This is a genomic window from Acinetobacter sp. KAM396 (genome assembly GCF_021602765.1).
Lineage (GTDB): Bacteria > Pseudomonadota > Gammaproteobacteria > Pseudomonadales > Moraxellaceae > Acinetobacter > Acinetobacter towneri_A.
In genome coordinates, this window is the sequence record NZ_BPPH01000026.1 from 18,636 (window position 1) to 34,410 (window position 15,775).

The following is a 15,775-nucleotide window of genomic DNA, read 5'->3' on the forward strand; positions in this document are numbered from 1 at the left end:
ATGGCTGAAGTCACTATTTATTCAACGACTGTATGTCCATACTGCATTCGTGCAAAACAACTCCTTGAGCGTAAAGGCGTTGCCTATAAAGAAATTAATTTGTCGAATGAAGCGCCTGAAGTACGTGTTGAATTAATGCAACGTACCAATCATCGTACCGTTCCACAAATTTTCATCAATGACCAATTTATTGGCGGCTTTGACCAATTATATGCGTTAGATCGCGAAGGCAAGCTTGATCAATTATTGGCATAAACATAACACGATAACCAACTCTTAAGGATTTAACATGAGTGAAGAACAACAAGCTCAACCACAATTGGCATTAGAGCGTATTTATACCAAAGACATTTCTTTTGAAGTTCCTGGGGCACAAGTATTTACCAAAGAATGGCAGCCTGAATTGAACATCAACCTGTCATCTTCAGCAGAAAAAATTGATCCAACTCACTTTGAAGTGGCATTAAAAGTTGTGGTTCAAGCCAATAATGCGGGCGATACAGCATTTATTGTTGATGTGACGCAAGCTGGTATTTTCTTAATTGATGGCGTTGAAGAAGAGCGTTTACCCTACATTCTTGGCGCATACTGCCCGAACATTTTGTTCCCATTCTTGCGTGAAGCAGTGAATGATATGGTGACTAAAGGTAGCTTCCCACAATTACTATTAACACCAATCAACTTCGATGCCGAGTTTGAAGCCAATATGCAACGTGCTCAAACGGCTGCAGCCGAAGGTCAAGCTTAATTAGTGATTGGATATAAAAAACCGCTGAAATTCAGCGGTTTTTTATGTCATCCATTTAGTGATGGACGATCAAAATTAAAAATCATCATCCTGAGATGGATCACGATATAAGGCATCATGAATCGCTTCGACCAGTTGCTGAGCAATTTCCTGTTTAGAGGCTTTTTCTAAATCACGTTTTTCCATACGGTAGCTTTCGGCAAAAAATACCGTCATGGCATTTTCATCGGAAGCAAAGCCAATATCGGCACGGGAAACGTCATTGCAGGCAATCATATCCAGTTTTTTCGCCACCAATTTGCCTGCTGCATATTCTTCAACATTACGAGTTTCTGCAGCAAAGCCGACCATAAACGGACGTTTTTCCTGTTGCGCAATGGTCGCAACAATATCTGGGTTTTTGACCAAGGCCACATTCAGCTCATCGCCTGATTTTTTAATTTTGTGTTCCGCAATTTCTGCCACGCGGTAATCTGCCACTGCGGCTGTCGCGATGAAAATATCACAGCCTTGTTCAAGCATTTGCAAACTAGTGTCTAGCATTTGAATTGCAGAAGATACATTAATACGCTGTACTCCATTTGGTGTATCTAAGCTAACTGGACCTGCAATAAGCGTTACTTTTGCCCCTGCCGCATAACAAGCTGCCGCCAAAGAAAAACCCATTTTGCCTGTACTGTGGTTAGAAATATAACGTACAGGGTCTAAAGCTTCGCGGGTTGGACCTGCCGTAATTGTGACATTTTTACCTGCCAACATGCCAAATTTTTCCACCAAAGCACGCTGTACCTGATGAAAATACTGCGTCACCTGATGCGCCAAATCTTCAGGTTCTGGCATACGGCCTAAACCAACATCGCCACAGGCTTGTTCGCCCGCATCGGGCATAATCACATGCACGCCATCTTCCACCAAAGTGGTTAAATTACGCTGTGTGGCTTTAGCTGCCCACATCTGCTGATTCATGGCTGGTGCAACCCAAACTGGTGCATTAGTGGCTAAATATAAAGTACTAAGCAAGTCATCGGCCAGACCTGCAGCAAATTTGGCTAAGGTGTCGCAACTGGCGGGCGCAACCAAAATTAAATCGGCCCACCGTGCCAATTCAATATGCCCCATACCTGCTTCAGCTTCGGTATCTAATAATTCGGTATGTACTGGATTGCCAGACAGTGCTTGAAAGGTCAGCGGTGTAATAAAAGCTTGTGCCCCCTTGGTCATGACCACACGAACACTAAACCCCGCATCCTTTAAACGACGCACTAAAATCGCACTTTTATAGGCCGCAATGCCACCTGTCACAGCTAAAATAATGTTTTTATGAGGGAGGACGCTTAAATCGAAGCTCACAAATAAGCCACCTTTTTGTTGCAGTGGCGCTCACAATAGCATTAAATAATGTCATTCCCAAGAGATCTGTTGGGATTTAAGTTTCAAATTTAGAATAACAAAGTCAAATAACAATGCATTTATCTATTAAACATTGGCCTGAACAAGAACGGCCACGTGAACGTCTGATTCAAAATGGTGCTGCCAGTTTATCTGATGCCGAACTATTGGCTATTTTTTTGGGCTCAGGCTCACAGCAACATTCTGCTGTAGAATTAGCACGGCTGCTGATTCAACATTTTGGCAACTTAACCACCTTGTTGGATGCTCCAATCACAGAACTATGTCAGTTTCATGGCATGGGCAGCAGTAAATACTCGCAACTGATGGCAGTCAAAGAACTTGGACGGCGCTATGTAGCCGAACATTTAAAACAAGATGCACTTGAGCTTAGCAATTCCAAGCGCTTGGTGGAGTATCTGCGTTTTGAACTTTTGGGCGAAACCCAAGAAGTGTTTGCGGTGCTTTGTCTAGATGCCTGTTTACGCAAAATCAGCTTTAAAAAGTTGTTTTATGGCGCAGTAAATTCGTGTGAAATTTCCATTAATCAATTGCTGCGTTTTGCGATTAGTCAACATGCCACAGCGATTGTGATTGCACACAATCATCCTTTCGGCTTACCACAACCTTCACCTGCAGATTTAGTCCTGACGCAGCAGATTCAGCAAGCCTGTCAGTTGCTAGAGCTGCGTTTGATTGACCACTGTATCATCTCAAGTGAAGGTAATTTTTCCTTTGCCGAACATCAGCTGCTTAAATTTGAGCACACTTAAAATTTGTATATTGACAAAGCTCGCTCAAGCACAGAAGATCATCAAAAAACTGTGATGATTCTAATAAAATGATAGTCGATCAACCAAGCGTATTTAATTTGTTGTTTTCTTGGCGGGGCACGATTTTACCTAAAATTTTACCACCTTTGGGGGTGGTGATGCTGCTCTCCGCCATTATTGGTGGTTTATCTTATATTGGCTATTTTCATTTTCCAGAATTGCCTTTGGTTGGTTTTACTTTAATTGGCGTGGTGCTCTCCATCTTTTTGGGGTTTAAAAATAGTGCCTGTTATGACCGTTGGTGGGAAGCGCGCAAACTCTGGGGCATGCTAATTGCCAATGCACGCCACTTTGACCGCAACTGCCGTATGTTGAGTCAAGGGCGACGCGAGCGAGTTATTCAACACGTTATTGTATTTGCCAACGTCTTACGTGACCGCTTGCGCCAACAAACCGCCAATCCAACTGAATTGATTCAAACCAGCGGCATGAGTCAGCAAGCCATTACCCAACTGTATCAACAAGCCAATGCGCCACAATATACGCTTAGTTTGATTCAATGGGAGTTAATGCAAGCGCTAAAAGAAGGTGAAATTTCCGATATTATTTACACGCAGATGAATCAGCATGTGACCGAACTCAGTTTGGTGCAAACAGGCTGTGACCGTATTGCCACCACGCCATTGCCTTTTGCTTATTCAGTCTTGCTCAACCGTACCGTGTACTTTTTCTGTTTTATGCTGCCGTTTAGTTTAGGGTCTACGCTCGGATTGGCGACACCACTTTTGGTCGGTATTTTGGCTTATACTTTTTTAGGTCTGGATGCGCTCAGTTCAGAAATTGAAGAACCTTTTGGCACACAAAGTAATGACTTACCTTTAGATGCCATGGTAAGAACCATTGAAATTGAATTATTGGGCACTTTAGGCAAACCGACACCACCGCCAATTCAAGCGCACGACCATAATTTGCTTTAATTTATTACTTCTCCCTAGCTCTTTTCTATGGCAAAGGTTGGGATGAGGGAGTTACTCAACAAAACTCTCCCAAATCCCAATTTGACCATCTTTCACCCGCGGAATATTGCCCAATTTAATCCACGGCATATTTTCACCATGAAAATCGCTGCCGACAGATACTTTTAGACCATGTTCAGCAATCATGCGATCCACCATTTGACGGGTCGATGCAGGGTCAATATTAGGCGGCAATTCCACTGCATCACCCCCATATTTGGCAAAAATTTCAATTAAATAACGAATATTGGTCGCAGATAAATCATAACGGGTTGGATGCGCCAACACGGCAAAACCCTGACTGTCGTGAATCACCCGAATCGTATCTTCCAAACTCAAGCCATCAAATTTCACATAAGCCTTTTTGCCTTCTTTGATGTATTTATCAAATGCTTGCTGCACACGCGTTACAATGCCTTTTTCCTGTAAAGTTTTGGCAATGTGTGTGCGAGTAATCCGATCTGCTACGCCATCAACTTTAAGAAGCACATCGTTATAAATATCTTGTCCAATCAGCGGAATCAGTAAATCACAAATTTGTTTGGCACGTTCTGCACGAATTTGTTTTTGCTGTTCCAGCAGCGCCTGTAAAGGTGCAGGATTTTGCATGTTTAGCGCCACCACATGCACGCTATAACTTTTCTTAGTGGCTGGACGTGACCATTGACTGGAAATTTCCACTCCCGAAATAATCTTTAAATCTTGCCCCTGTGCGGCTTGCTCTACCAAAGCCAGCCCATCCATTGTGTCATGATCAGTCAATGCCAAGGTATGAATGCCCTGCTGAATTGCCGCAGACACCAATTCTGCAGGTGACAAAGTTCCATCAGAAATATTACTGTGTGTATGTAAATCTACGCCGTGCATCACTTATACTATGTCATTTATTTGATCAGATTTAGATACTCTAACATGAAAGCACTTTTAGACTTTGTGCCCCTCATTATTTTCTTTTATTTATACAAAACTGTAGATCCAAAAGATACTAATCATCAATTACTACAACTGATCGGCTCTGCAGGCGGTGTCGATAATAACCATATTTTGGTGGCCACCACAGGTCTGATCATCTCGATGTTAGTGGTGTACGGCGCATTGTTCATCATGCAAAAATTCCGTTTAGATAAACAACAATGGATTGTGTTGTTTATGACCGTAATTTTTGGTGGCGTTACCTTAATGTTAAGCGATGACTTTTATATTCGCCTGAAAGCTGCCATTTTAAACATTGTATTTGCAGGTGCTTTTTTGCTATCACCATGGTTTAGCAAAGACCGTAAACCGCTGATTCAACGCTTATTTGGGCCTGTGTTCAACTTGACTGAAGCAGGTTGGAAAAACCTAAATTATGCTTGGGCAGCCATGTTTGCGGTTATGTCTTTCCTGCACGTATTTTTTGCATTTTTATTTAGGGATGGAAAATATTGGGGCGAATTCACCGCTTTTGGTGACATGATCGTGATGTTTTCCTTTATCATTGTGCAGTTTATTGTATTGCGCAAATACTTTAAAACATCTGAATAATTTCTGATCTGCGATATTCGAGAGTAACTATGCCTTTATTTGTTCTAAGTTGTACTGACCGTGAAGGTACACTGGAAAAACGTCTTGCGACCCGTCCTGCACATCTTGCACGTTTGCAACAACTCGATGCTGAAGGTCGTTTAATTGTGGCGGGGGCAATGCCAAAAGACCCAAACAATCCGCAAGCAGGCTTTTATGGCAGCACCATGATTGTCGATTTTGACAGTCGTGAAGCACTCGATGCATGGCTACAAGATGAACCTTTCTTAAAAGAAGGCGTATATAGCCACATTGACGTTAAGCCATTCAATAAAGCATTCCCTCAAGGATAAGCGCTATGCGTTTCATTGTTGCCAGTGTTGTTGCTGTTTTGCTCAGTTCTTCTGTTTATGCGGTTGAGCCAACTACAACCACACCCAATGCTCCTGCTGCTGCGACCAACACGGCAGCCGTAGCAACAGCTGTCACTGCTAACACGACTGCAGCAACAGCCAATGGGGTCACTCCTGCACAGGGTAAGCCCCTGACTGCAGAACAAATTGCCAAAAATAAAGCGCTTCAGGAAGCCAAAACCAAAGCCTTGATTAAAGATCAAAGCACACGCTTGCAACAACTTGAACAAGCGAACCTCGATGCTTTGGCACAGAATCAGGAACTGCAACTCAAAAACGATAATTTAGGCGTGCAAGTTCAAGTACTGCAAAGTGAACGCAGTGCGCAAATGTTTTTATACGGTGCTGCAACACTCGCAGTTGGCGTATTGCTCGGCTTTTTAATTGCCAGCTACGTCTATACCAAACGTCGCCGCCAATGGTAAGGTGAGCACTCACCTCTTGATTTAAGGTACTCTGGTTTTGTTTCAGCCTATTCAAACTGCCGAGCTGGATTGGCAACTGGTCGATGGCATTGATGTGCCTATTTCCAAACAATTTGGCGATGTGTATTTCTCTAAAGATAACGGTTTATTAGAAACACGGCATGTGTTTTTACAGGGCAATGACTTAGCCATCCGTTTGGCAGCGCTAAATGATTTTGAATATTTTTGTGTAGGCGAAACAGGCTTTGGTACAGGCTTAAATATTTTAGCGCTCTGGCAATTATGGCAACAGGTACGCCCCAATAATCATAGCCATTTACACGCAATTTCTGTCGAAAAGTTTCCACTTTGTAAAGCCGATCTTATACGTGCCTTAGCGGCTTGGCCCGAACTGAGTCATCTGTCTGAACAGCTGATTCAGCAATACCCTGCTGCTATTGCAGGCTGTCATCGTTTAAACTTTCCAGATGAACGTTTTAGCCTAGATTTATGGCTAGGCGATGCTCAGGAAGTTTTTCCTGTCATTCCCAAAACAGCTCCTGTCAATGCTTGGTTTTTAGATGGCTTTGCCCCTGCCTGTAATCCTGATATGTGGCAGGAAACCGTGCTCAACCCGATTGTAGCACTGTCCGATTATGGCACGACCTTTGCCTCTTTTAGTGTGGCAGGCGTACTCAAACGCGGCTTAAAACAACACGGTATTCACATTACCCGCCCGCGTGGTTTTGGGCACAAACGGGAAATGCTAAAAGCCATCTGGCAAGCGCCTGAAATAGCGCCAATATCCGATCAGAACGAAACTCAAATTACAACAAGCAACCAACAGCGCCATATTGCGATCATAGGCGCAGGAATTGCGGGTTTAAGCTGTGCGTGGGCATTTTCCCAACGAGGGCATCAAGTCACGCTCTATGACCAAACAGCGCCACTTGCAGGCGGTTCTGGCAATCCTTTGGCACTCTTAAACCCAAAACTTTGCCCAATTCATCAAAGTGCTGATCATTTAATGACTTTGGCATGGCAACATGCTTTAAATCACTATGCCGCATTCAAAGCATTTCGTCCGTTGCAGATTCATCAACTGGCACTTAAACATGCCGATGAATTGCTGGATTTAGCCACACAATACCCAAAAGGTATTTTAGCAGCACAGAGTGCAACCGAACTTACGCCACAAAGCGACTTTGCCAGTTTAAGCTTATTGCAAGCAGGAGCAGTTTCTCCACATCAACTGCGTGATGAAATTCTTGCGCATCCGCACATTCAGTTTCAGCAAGCTCAAATTAAACAAATCACCACGACAGCACAGCAGCTGATCTTACACAGCGTAGATGCTGAACTCGGAACGTTTGATCATGTTATCGTCTGTGCTGCGCTGCAAAGCGGTGCTTTTTTTGAACATTACCCTGTGCTTAAACCCATACGAGGGCAAGTCAGTTGGTTAAATAATACCGATCAGGCTTTGCCATTATCACAAGCCTATAGCTATGGCGGCTATTGCATGCAGCTTAATGCCGATCAACTGATTTTAGGTGCATCGTTTTATCCAAATCGGGAAGATTGTGACGTCTTGGCAGAAGACCATGTGCATAACTACGAACTTATCCACAGTGTCTTTCCTGCGTATGCCGAAAACTTAGCACCCGTAGATACTTGGCAAGGTCGCGCTTCGCTACGCGCCCAAAGTAAGGATTATTTTCCCCTACTTGGCAAAATGCGTGATGATCAGGAAATTTACAGCTTTGCAGGACTCGGTTCTAAAGGCTTTTTATTTGCCCCGTTGTGCAGTGAAATACTGGCGGCACAAGTTTTAGCAGAAGCCTGCGCTGTACCTAAAAACTTAGTACAAAAACTGGCAGCTACACGTTTTCAGAAAAAGGTGAAAACCAAGAAGCCTTATTTTAAAGCTCCTCCACCTTCAAGCTAACGCTCGCTTAGAGAAAATAGAAATAAAACGATACCCAACAAAAAAGCGCCTTACGGCGCTTTCTTCATATTGATGATACTTAGTGACCTTGTTCCAAAGGCAAACCTGCATCACGCGCAGCACGTGTACCACCCATTAAAACCACATATTCACGTGAGCTGTCCAAACCTTCTAGTTTTTCCGCTGCACGTGGAGCTTTACTTCCGCCGCCACATAAAATGTAAATGGGTTGATCCGCCGACACCTGAGTAAGACTCTCTGCTGATAGATCGTTAATTGGCTGATTCACAGCACCTTTAACATGAGCTTCTGCATAAGCACTTGCATCACGTACATCCCAGATAATCGCGTCAGCTGGGAACTCAAATGTTGTAATTTCTTGTTTACGGATCATTGCGCACTCCTTTGATGTAAAACAACACTTGGCAAATGAAGAAAACATCCCTAGCATCTCAGATATTGTTTCCATTTGCAAAGGTCTTCATTATGCCTTCTTTCGATATTGTTTCTGAATTAGAACTTTTTGAAGTGAATCATGCGGTTCAAAACACACAAAAAGAAATCGGTACTCGTTTCGATTTTCGTGGTCAGGATGTTTCTATCGACCTCAATGAAAAAAACAAAGAGATTAAAATCTCCACTGAAAGTGATTTCCAATGTGAGCAAGTGTATACCATGCTCGAAAATCACTTCTATAAGCGTAAAGTCGACATTCAGGCGCTTGACCCACAAAAAATGACCGCATCAGGTAAAAATGTGATTCAAGTGATCAAACTTAAAGATGGTCTTGACTCAGATACCGCAAAAAAAATTAACAAAGCCATTAAAGACAGTGGCATTAAAGTGCAATCTTCTATTCAGGGTGACAAAATTCGTGTGACCGACAAGAAACGCGACACATTGCAACAAGTCATGGCGTTCTTGAAAGAGCAACAATTTGGTCTGCCACTGCAATTTAACAACTTTAAAGATTAATTTGGGGATGTCATGACACCAACCAATCGCTTAAACAAACTGGTCAAAGCAACATCAAAATTGCCGAAAGGCATTCAAAGCCGCCTTTTGAGTCAAGCCTTTGGTCGTGTCGTGCCGATGGTGGGCACTGCGAAAATTCGCTATCACGAAGTGACCCCATCGCAAGTGGTGGTCAGTCTTGCCAATCATAAAGCCATGCAAAACCATATTGGACAGGTACATGCCTGTGCTATGGCGCTGCTTGCCGAAACTGCCACCGGTTTTGTAACGGCTATGAATGTACCAGATAGTGCCATTGTGCTGATTAAAAGCTTGAAAGTAGACTTTAAACGTCCGACTCAAGGTGCAATGACAGCGATTGCCACATTAAGCCCAGAACAGCAACAACTCATGCACAGCACAGACAAAGGCGAAACACTGGTCAATGTCAGTGTGATTGATGAATCAGGGGAAGCCCCGATTCAGTGTGAAATGTTATGGGCATGGGTGTCGAAAGCACATTTAAAGCAAAAACAAGATTGATACTTGTTTCTCTCCAAAAAAATCCCAGCTACTATGCTGGGATTTTTTCATTACGATGTTTGATTCGCCTGAGCTTCTAAAAACTTCTGTTTGGCTTCTTCAGGAATCTGACGTTTTGAGCCTTTGACATCAACCGCAACAAAGGTAAATACGCCTTCAGTGACACGCACGGCTTCACGTGAATCGTCATGGCTGTCCCACACTTCAATTTGCATTTGAATTGATGTATTCCCCACTTTCAAAATTTTGGTGTAGCAACTGATCACATCGCCCACTTTTACAGGCACCAAAAAAGTCATTTGGTTAATGGAGATGGTAGCACAACGTCCTTTACTAAAGCGCTCGGCATGAATCGCACCTGCCAAATCCATCTGTGAAACGATCCAGCCTCCAAAGACATCTCCACTCCAGTTGGTATCTGCTGGCATGGCAATTGTTTGTAGGGAAAGCACTCCCTCTGGTTTTGCATGAGAATCTGACACGTTCACTCCGGATATTTGCAATAAATTAGCACGAACAGTGCATTAAGACTGGGCGTTGAGTTGCTGATCCAACCACTGTTGTAATTCAGTCGCTCGTAGCGCGCCGCTTATTCTAGCAATTTCATTACTTTTATTCATCAGTACCAGTGTTGGAATACTGCGCACATGAAACGCACTGCTCAGACGTGGATTGGCTTCTGTATCAATTTTTGCAAATACTACATGCGGATTTTGCTTAGCCACCGTTGCAAAATGTGGTGCCATCATCTTGCATGGACCACACCAGTCTGCCCAAAGATCAATCAGAATAGGTAAATCGCTGTTTTGAATAAAATGACTAAAATTTTGTTCATTCAGTTCAATTGACGCAAGCGGAATCAAGGCTTGATGGCACTGTCCACACGCAGGGCTGGCAGATAATTTATCTTCAGGTACACGGTTTTTTGCACCACACTCAGGACACACAATAATCATTTACTGAACTCCAAACAGTTGCTGTAAAAACTCTAATTGGGTCTGAATGGCTTTTTTAAACCATTCACCATGATAAATATCAAAATGTTGCATATCCCACTCTTCATATTGCACATAAGGCGCAATATTAGTAGCTGTTTCACGACTAGATTCAATTGGAATCAGACTGTCGCGCTGTGCGGCAATAAACAACACTGGGATGTTGATTTGGCGGACTTCCTGAATAGGACGATAACGGATTAAATGAAAAAACACCCGTGCAGGAATGGTACCGCTCCAATAATAATCAGGATTTACAATGGACATATAACCTGCATAACTGTCTGCTGTAGGTAAAAAGCACAGCGCCTTTTGTGCCACCACAGGCAGTGTTTTTGGCGACATCCCCACCTTTGCTCCCATATAGTCCTGACTGGAAATTTTTAAGGCTTTGGGAAGTTGCTGCAAAGGATACAGCTTGGCACTTTCTGCACCATCGACAAAAGGCACTTGTACCATCACCGCAGCCAAATTGTGTAATCGTGAAGCCAAACTGAGTACATATCCACCGCTCAGCGATGTTCCCCATAAAATCATGCGCTTGGCATCTATAGATTTACGTTCTGCGATATGTGAAATCATGCTGCGCCAATCATCTAACTGCGCTTCAATAGACACCAATTCACGCGGGCGTCCCGTACTTCCACCCCAGTAGCGATAATCAAACAACACCACGGCATAGCCTGCCTGCGCAAAATGCTGCGCATATTGCACCAATTTAAAATGACGTAAGGCAGCCAGTCCATGCGCCATCAGAATTACTGCGGGTTTTTCTATAGATTTGGGGCGATAAAAGTCTGCAGCAATCACCTCATGATCGCTTTTGACATATAAAGGCTCGACCGTGTAGGAATGCATAAGCGCTCCATTGCGTTATTTTATCGTTATCATCGTTATAAATATTTCAGAACATTCAGCTCATGAATCTGCTTAATGCTATCATAAAGCATATTGTCATGAATAAAATGATGGAGTGTTTCCCATGTCTGAACAAGTCGGTTTTGCAGGTCAAATTGGTCCTGAGCATGTAACTCAGGTGCTTGAGAAAGGTTTTAAGTCAATTATTAATAACCGCCCAGATATGGAAGGTGGTCCTGAACAGCCCACTAGTGCACAAATTGAAGAAGCAGCACGTGCTGCAGGTTTGGATTATGTTTATCAGCCTGTAGTGTCTGGTCAAATTACCGAGTTAGATGTTCGTGCATTTGCCAATCACTATAATGAATTGCCAAAACCTGTGTTAATGTTTTGTCGTACAGGTAACCGCTCAAATAACTTATTCCAGTTAGCCAAACAAATGGATTTGTTGGATGACTAAACACATCCTCAAACATGTGTTTTGCTGTATTCTGATCTGCAGCAGTATCTCACTGAGCTATGCGAACAATACACAGATGCTAACAAATAAAGTTAGCGTTGCAGGTCAGATGAATACTGCTAAGTTTTCACAATTGATGCGGCAGGGTTTTAAATCGGTGATTGTGAACCGCCCTGATCAAGAGATGGGCAATCTGGTCAAGGTCAGCGAATTACGCAATATTGCAGAAAAATCTCAGGTCAGTGTGATTTATCAACCGGTTAGTAGCGGTAAAATTTCTCAAACAGATATTCTTGAATTTGCCAAATATTATAATGACCTTACAAAACCCATTCTGATGATTTGTCGTAGTGGCGCTCGTTCTAGTGCGTTATTTCATCAGGCAAAATTTCAAGGTTTGTTGCATGATTAAATTTATATTGGTGATGATGTGTGTCTTGGCGCTGAGTGCTTGTAGTTCTATGCAAGTACGCCCAACGGTGGGGGTGAGTGTGGGGACCTCGCTCTAATTTTTAAATTAAATTCCCCATAAAAAAACAGCGCCGAAGCGCTGTTTTATCGGTTACATACCATCATTACAATCTAGAGATGTCCCATACGGACTTACCTTATTAGGTGCAAGACTATTTTCAACATCCACATCACTGTTCAAATAACTCAAACCAAGACTTGTTGAGCCATTAATTTGAGAACCACTAACTATTGAACTAGCAAGAATTTGAATATTTAAATATCCAGCATAAATTTTAGGATATTGGATTTTTAAATCAAAACGTCCATTTGCATCTGTAGTATATTTATTATCAGTAGCAGGTGCACCTTCTGCATTAATAAAGGAAACAACTTGAACTGTTTGACCTTGTTTAACAGGCTGCAATTGCTCAATCATGTTTCCTGCAATATTAACTTGAGCAACTGGTAAAGTACATTGTGTAATTACTTCGGGCAAATATTTATCGACTTTACCATCAGGTGGAAGATCTGTATCAAAGAAGTTGTAATTACCCTTATTATAAGTTAGTGCATTAACCCCCATCACCACATCTTGATTAGATAATGGCTTTCCGTCCACATCTGTTACATGAACAGAAATATTTTTGTAATAATATACACCAGATGATGAATCTTCAATCTTAGTTGGGTTATAGGCAACTGCAATTGCCCCTACTGGTTTTGGAACAGCAGAGCTCACAACATCCAAATTATATGTATAAATTTGAGTAGATTGGCCAAAATTAGCTTCCAACACTAAATCATCTTTAACAAACTGTTCAGCACTATAAGTTTTCACTCGTTGCGATTCAGTGAAAGATAGAGTATAGGTAATTTTCCCATTACTATCTGTTTGACTTGCATTCGGAGTAAACTTGACACCGTTTAGAGAAGAGTTTTTAACTTTTAATGAAATAGCTTGATTAGCTAAAGTAGCACCATTAGCATCAACAGCAGTTAAAGTTACTGTTGTTTGATCTCCTCTAACATTTAGTGAAGTTTTAGTCGCATCGAACAGAACGATACTTGTAGTGTCTGAACCATTATTTGTATCTGCGCCAGTAACAGAAACAGTTTGCTCTTGGCTTAGAGCCCCATTATTTGTTTTAGCTATAATTTTAAAACCATTTTTGATCAGATCATTCAATGTTGTTGAGGTACTTGGAGTCGATAATGCGTATACAGCATTTCCAAACTCATTAGTTTTTTGGACTGCGACACTTAAATTACTAACATTATTCGTTGAATCAACAATCATTAAAGTAATATTAGCATCTGGTACTCCCCCTTTGTTTTCATCAAGGGCTCTAACCGTAACAGTAAGTTGACCATTTGTCGCAGCCATAGACAATTTGTCTAATTCAATTTTTAATGCAGACGCAACAACAGCTTCCTCAACAGTCTCATTATCATTAATTTTATCAGTATCAGCAGCATCGTTATCATAATAACCACCGCCTCCACAGCCAGCCAATAAAACTGCCAAAGCCATGGCCGAAAATTTCAAACTAATTTCTTTCTTTTTCATTGAGTTAATCCCCAAATCCCTCTAAAACTATGAGTTAATCAAACATATAATTAATATTATCAGATATGTAACCATAGTTACTGCTTTATGTAAATAAAAGCATGATAAATGTTTTGCTTGTGTTAGCCTAAATTTATTTATTACATGAAGTAGCTCACAAATGTACGACCTCATTATTATTGGTGCAGGTACCGCAGGCATTAGCGCCTATAAAGAAGCGATTAAACACACCCAAAACCTACTCATCATCAATCATGGACCATGGGACACCACCTGTGCCCGTGTTGGTTGTATGCCTAGCAAAGTCCTCATCTCCAGTGCCAATCGCATGCACGACATTCAACATGCACAAGAAGTTGCACTCACGGTAGATGCAAAAATTGATACATCTCAAATCATGACGCACGTACGTCAATTACGTGACCGCTTTACTGCAGCCACACAGAAAGATGTAGATCGTTGGGAAGCATCCCATAAGATTTCAGGTTTTGCGACTTTTATAGATGCCCATACAATTCAAGTGAATGGACAGCAATATCAGGCAAAAGCTTTTATTATTGCAGTCGGTTCTACTCCTGCTTATGAGCAAGCATGGAAAGAAAAATTAGGCGAACGCTTAATCACATCAGATCAAATCTTTGAATTAGAGAACTTACCCCAATCTTTGGCCGTCATTGGCAGTGGTGTAATTGCAATCGAATTGGCTCAAGCTATGCAACGCTTAGGGGTAGATACCACTATTTTTGCCCGTAGTCGTAAAGTTGGTTCACTCCGCAGCCCAGAACTACAAACCATTGCACAAAATACACTTAGTCAAGAATTGAATATCAAATTTGAAACCTTGCCAACACAACTACAAAGAACAGAACAAGGCGTGCAAATTGAATATCAAGAAGATGGACAAACACAGAGCTTAACTGCAGATTACGTTCTGGTTGCTACGGGTAGACGCAGCTATTTAGATCAACTTCAACTCGAAAATATAGATCAAAGCTTTAATAATTCAAAACACCTCCCGATTGATGCCTACACCAAACAACTTGGGCAACATGCTATTTTTGTAGTCGGTGATGCCCATACAAATACACCAATTCAGCACGAAGCTGCACATGAAGGCCGTGAAGCTGTGCACAATTGTCTGAATTATCCAAACCTAAAAAATTTAAAAACACTAACACCAATCGGAATTGTGTTTAGCTCACCTGAAATGGCAACTGTAGGACAAAGCTACAAACAGCTAAAAGATCAGAATATTGCATTCACAACAGGTTTTGTTTCTTATGAAAAACAAGGTCGTGCTTTAGTTTTAGGTAAAAATAAAGGTGGTATTGAAGTATATATTGATTCAAGTAACCATAAACTCTTAGGTGCAGAACTGTTTGTCAAAGCAGCAGAACACATGGCGCATTTACTTGCATGGATGATTGATGGGGAACTTACACTTGAAGATATTTTAGATAAGCCGTTCTACCATCCAACCCTAGAAGAAGGCCTAAGAACCGCATTTAAACATGCACGCCGGCAACTATGGGAAGTTGGCTAAAATTACAAAATAAAATGCTTATCTATAAAACCATCCTTAGATGCTTTTATTTTCTTTCCACATAAAAAAACACCCTCAACGTTAGTTGAGGGTGTTCGAATAATGAGCTGGCGATGACTTACTCTCACATGGGTAACCCCACACTACCATCAGCGCGAAGAGGTTTCACTTCTGAGTTCGGGAAGGGATCAGGTGGTTCACTCTTGCT

At 41.9% G+C, this 15,775-nt stretch carries 20 protein-coding genes and 1 rRNA gene; 13 read left to right on the plus strand and 8 right to left on the minus strand.

The features are described 5' to 3' along the window. Together grxC and secB are read left to right on the plus strand one after the other, a co-directional pair. Complete coding sequence (gene grxC / locus L6C30_RS11320; RefSeq protein ID WP_004976247.1) at window positions 1–255, plus strand: glutaredoxin 3; 255 nt, start codon at window positions 1–3, stop codon at window positions 253–255. 34 nt (window positions 256–289) lie between these two features. Further along, a complete protein-coding gene (secB, locus tag L6C30_RS11325) occupies window positions 290–748 on the plus strand; it encodes a protein-export chaperone SecB (protein WP_236163099.1) in 459 nt (152 codons plus the stop codon). 75 nt (window positions 749–823) lie between these two features. Here secB and coaBC read toward each other — a convergent pair whose 3' ends face one another. Beyond that, window positions 824–2,098, minus strand: a complete 1,275-nt coding sequence (gene coaBC, locus L6C30_RS11330) for a bifunctional phosphopantothenoylcysteine decarboxylase/phosphopantothenate--cysteine ligase CoaBC (RefSeq protein ID WP_236163100.1) — start codon at window positions 2,096–2,098, stop codon at window positions 824–826. 113 nt (window positions 2,099–2,211) lie between these two features. On the opposite strand from coaBC, the gene radC reads away from it, so the two are divergent. Together radC and L6C30_RS11340 are read left to right on the plus strand one after the other, a co-directional pair. After that, window positions 2,212–2,910, plus strand: a complete 699-nt coding sequence (radC, locus tag L6C30_RS11335) for a DNA repair protein RadC (protein WP_236163101.1) — start codon at window positions 2,212–2,214, stop codon at window positions 2,908–2,910. Between the two features lie 68 nt (window positions 2,911–2,978). Next, window positions 2,979–3,887 (plus strand): bestrophin family protein, encoded by a 909-nt coding sequence (locus L6C30_RS11340; protein WP_236163102.1) that lies wholly within the window; start codon window positions 2,979–2,981, stop codon window positions 3,885–3,887. Window positions 3,888–3,938: 51 nt separating this feature from the next. On the opposite strand, the gene L6C30_RS11345 is transcribed toward L6C30_RS11340, so the two are convergent. Continuing rightward, window positions 3,939–4,793, minus strand: a complete 855-nt coding sequence (locus L6C30_RS11345; protein ID WP_236163103.1) for a PHP domain-containing protein — start codon at window positions 4,791–4,793, stop codon at window positions 3,939–3,941. A gap of 45 nt (window positions 4,794–4,838) precedes the next feature. Between L6C30_RS11345 and L6C30_RS11350 the strand changes: the two genes are divergently transcribed. The 4 genes from L6C30_RS11350 to mnmC are packed head-to-tail and all read left to right on the plus strand — an operon-like array spanning window position 4,839 to window position 8,194. Then, window positions 4,839–5,450 carry an inner membrane-spanning protein YciB gene (locus L6C30_RS11350; protein WP_179989123.1) on the plus strand — a complete coding sequence of 204 codons (612 nt, stop codon included), beginning with the start codon at window positions 4,839–4,841 and terminating at the stop codon, window positions 5,448–5,450. A 29-nt stretch (window positions 5,451–5,479) separates the two neighbouring features. Next, window positions 5,480–5,782, plus strand: coding sequence for a YciI family protein (locus L6C30_RS11355; RefSeq protein WP_096902413.1), 303 nt, complete (start codon window positions 5,480–5,482; stop codon window positions 5,780–5,782). Between the two features lie 5 nt (window positions 5,783–5,787). Then, window positions 5,788–6,267 carry a hypothetical protein gene (locus tag L6C30_RS11360; RefSeq protein WP_236163104.1) on the plus strand — a complete coding sequence of 160 codons (480 nt, stop codon included), beginning with the start codon at window positions 5,788–5,790 and terminating at the stop codon, window positions 6,265–6,267. 37 nt (window positions 6,268–6,304) lie between these two features. Continuing rightward, the gene (gene mnmC, locus L6C30_RS11365) at window positions 6,305–8,194 is read left to right on the plus strand and encodes an FAD-dependent 5-carboxymethylaminomethyl-2-thiouridine(34) oxidoreductase MnmC (protein WP_236163105.1); all 1,890 of its coding nucleotides are present in this window, start codon (window positions 6,305–6,307) and stop codon (window positions 8,192–8,194) included. A gap of 79 nt (window positions 8,195–8,273) precedes the next feature. Here the strand turns inward: mnmC and L6C30_RS11370 are convergent, their stop codons facing one another. Then, on the minus strand, window positions 8,274–8,588 hold the full coding sequence (locus L6C30_RS11370) for a rhodanese-like domain-containing protein (protein WP_236163106.1): 315 nt from the start codon (window positions 8,586–8,588) through the stop codon (window positions 8,274–8,276). A gap of 92 nt (window positions 8,589–8,680) precedes the next feature. Here L6C30_RS11370 and L6C30_RS11375 point away from each other — a divergent pair, with 92 nt between their 5' ends. Together L6C30_RS11375 and L6C30_RS11380 are read left to right on the plus strand one after the other, a co-directional pair. Continuing rightward, on the plus strand, window positions 8,681–9,169 hold the full coding sequence (locus L6C30_RS11375) for a YajQ family cyclic di-GMP-binding protein (RefSeq protein ID WP_004976234.1): 489 nt from the start codon (window positions 8,681–8,683) through the stop codon (window positions 9,167–9,169). 12 nt (window positions 9,170–9,181) lie between these two features. Beyond that, a complete protein-coding gene (locus tag L6C30_RS11380) occupies window positions 9,182–9,691 on the plus strand; it encodes a DUF4442 domain-containing protein (RefSeq protein ID WP_236163107.1) in 510 nt (169 codons plus the stop codon). Window positions 9,692–9,741: 50 nt separating this feature from the next. Here L6C30_RS11380 and L6C30_RS11385 read toward each other — a convergent pair whose 3' ends face one another. From L6C30_RS11385 to L6C30_RS11395, 3 genes are all read right to left on the minus strand, one after another. Continuing rightward, complete coding sequence (locus L6C30_RS11385) at window positions 9,742–10,119, minus strand: acyl-CoA thioesterase (protein ID WP_257221747.1); 378 nt, start codon at window positions 10,117–10,119, stop codon at window positions 9,742–9,744. A gap of 96 nt (window positions 10,120–10,215) precedes the next feature. Beyond that, a complete protein-coding gene (gene trxC, locus L6C30_RS11390; RefSeq protein ID WP_236163109.1) occupies window positions 10,216–10,647 on the minus strand; it encodes a thioredoxin TrxC in 432 nt (143 codons plus the stop codon). After that, a complete protein-coding gene (locus tag L6C30_RS11395; protein WP_236163110.1) occupies window positions 10,648–11,544 on the minus strand; it encodes an alpha/beta hydrolase in 897 nt (298 codons plus the stop codon). 124 nt (window positions 11,545–11,668) lie between these two features. On the opposite strand from L6C30_RS11395, the gene L6C30_RS11400 reads away from it, so the two are divergent. Together L6C30_RS11400 and L6C30_RS11405 are read left to right on the plus strand one after the other, a co-directional pair. Then, window positions 11,669–12,004: a TIGR01244 family sulfur transferase gene (locus L6C30_RS11400; RefSeq protein ID WP_019838040.1), complete on the plus strand. Its 336-nt coding sequence runs from the start codon at window positions 11,669–11,671 to the stop codon at window positions 12,002–12,004. Continuing rightward, window positions 11,997–12,416, plus strand: coding sequence for a beta-lactamase hydrolase domain-containing protein (locus tag L6C30_RS11405; RefSeq protein ID WP_236163111.1), 420 nt, complete (start codon window positions 11,997–11,999; stop codon window positions 12,414–12,416). Before L6C30_RS11400 ends, L6C30_RS11405 begins: the two co-directional genes overlap by 8 nt. A 150-nt stretch (window positions 12,417–12,566) precedes the next feature. Here L6C30_RS11405 and L6C30_RS11410 read toward each other — a convergent pair whose 3' ends face one another. Next, window positions 12,567–14,033: an Ig-like domain-containing protein gene (locus tag L6C30_RS11410; protein ID WP_236163113.1), complete on the minus strand. Its 1,467-nt coding sequence runs from the start codon at window positions 14,031–14,033 to the stop codon at window positions 12,567–12,569. A gap of 151 nt (window positions 14,034–14,184) precedes the next feature. Between L6C30_RS11410 and L6C30_RS11415 the strand changes: the two genes are divergently transcribed. Continuing rightward, window positions 14,185–15,567 carry a dihydrolipoyl dehydrogenase gene (locus L6C30_RS11415; RefSeq protein ID WP_236163112.1) on the plus strand — a complete coding sequence of 461 codons (1,383 nt, stop codon included), beginning with the start codon at window positions 14,185–14,187 and terminating at the stop codon, window positions 15,565–15,567. 105 nt (window positions 15,568–15,672) lie between these two features. Here L6C30_RS11415 and rrf read toward each other — a convergent pair. Beyond that, a 5S ribosomal RNA gene (rrf, locus tag L6C30_RS11420) occupies window positions 15,673–15,775 on the minus strand; the annotation flags it as partial.

Coding starts and splice junctions, on each gene's coding strand:
- grxC (WP_004976247.1), top strand. CDS start 1: ATGGCTGAAGTCACTATTTATTCAACGACTGTATGTCCATACTGCATT.
- secB (WP_236163099.1), top strand. CDS start 290: ATGAGTGAAGAACAACAAGCTCAACCACAATTGGCATTAGAGCGTATT.
- radC (WP_236163101.1), top strand. CDS start 2,212: ATGCATTTATCTATTAAACATTGGCCTGAACAAGAACGGCCACGTGAA.
- L6C30_RS11340 (WP_236163102.1), top strand. CDS start 2,979: ATGATAGTCGATCAACCAAGCGTATTTAATTTGTTGTTTTCTTGGCGG.
- L6C30_RS11345 (WP_236163103.1), bottom strand. CDS start 4,793: ATGCACGGCGTAGATTTACATACACACAGTAATATTTCTGATGGAACT.
- L6C30_RS11350 (WP_179989123.1), top strand. CDS start 4,839: ATGAAAGCACTTTTAGACTTTGTGCCCCTCATTATTTTCTTTTATTTA.
- L6C30_RS11355 (WP_096902413.1), top strand. CDS start 5,480: ATGCCTTTATTTGTTCTAAGTTGTACTGACCGTGAAGGTACACTGGAA.
- L6C30_RS11360 (WP_236163104.1), top strand. CDS start 5,788: ATGCGTTTCATTGTTGCCAGTGTTGTTGCTGTTTTGCTCAGTTCTTCT.
- L6C30_RS11370 (WP_236163106.1), bottom strand. CDS start 8,588: ATGATCCGTAAACAAGAAATTACAACATTTGAGTTCCCAGCTGACGCG.
- L6C30_RS11375 (WP_004976234.1), top strand. CDS start 8,681: ATGCCTTCTTTCGATATTGTTTCTGAATTAGAACTTTTTGAAGTGAAT.
- L6C30_RS11380 (WP_236163107.1), top strand. CDS start 9,182: ATGACACCAACCAATCGCTTAAACAAACTGGTCAAAGCAACATCAAAA.
- L6C30_RS11385 (WP_257221747.1), bottom strand. CDS start 10,119: ATGCCAGCAGATACCAACTGGAGTGGAGATGTCTTTGGAGGCTGGATC.
- trxC (WP_236163109.1), bottom strand. CDS start 10,647: ATGATTATTGTGTGTCCTGAGTGTGGTGCAAAAAACCGTGTACCTGAA.
- L6C30_RS11395 (WP_236163110.1), bottom strand. CDS start 11,544: ATGCATTCCTACACGGTCGAGCCTTTATATGTCAAAAGCGATCATGAG.
- L6C30_RS11400 (WP_019838040.1), top strand. CDS start 11,669: ATGTCTGAACAAGTCGGTTTTGCAGGTCAAATTGGTCCTGAGCATGTA.
- L6C30_RS11405 (WP_236163111.1), top strand. CDS start 11,997: ATGACTAAACACATCCTCAAACATGTGTTTTGCTGTATTCTGATCTGC.
- L6C30_RS11415 (WP_236163112.1), top strand. CDS start 14,185: ATGTACGACCTCATTATTATTGGTGCAGGTACCGCAGGCATTAGCGCC.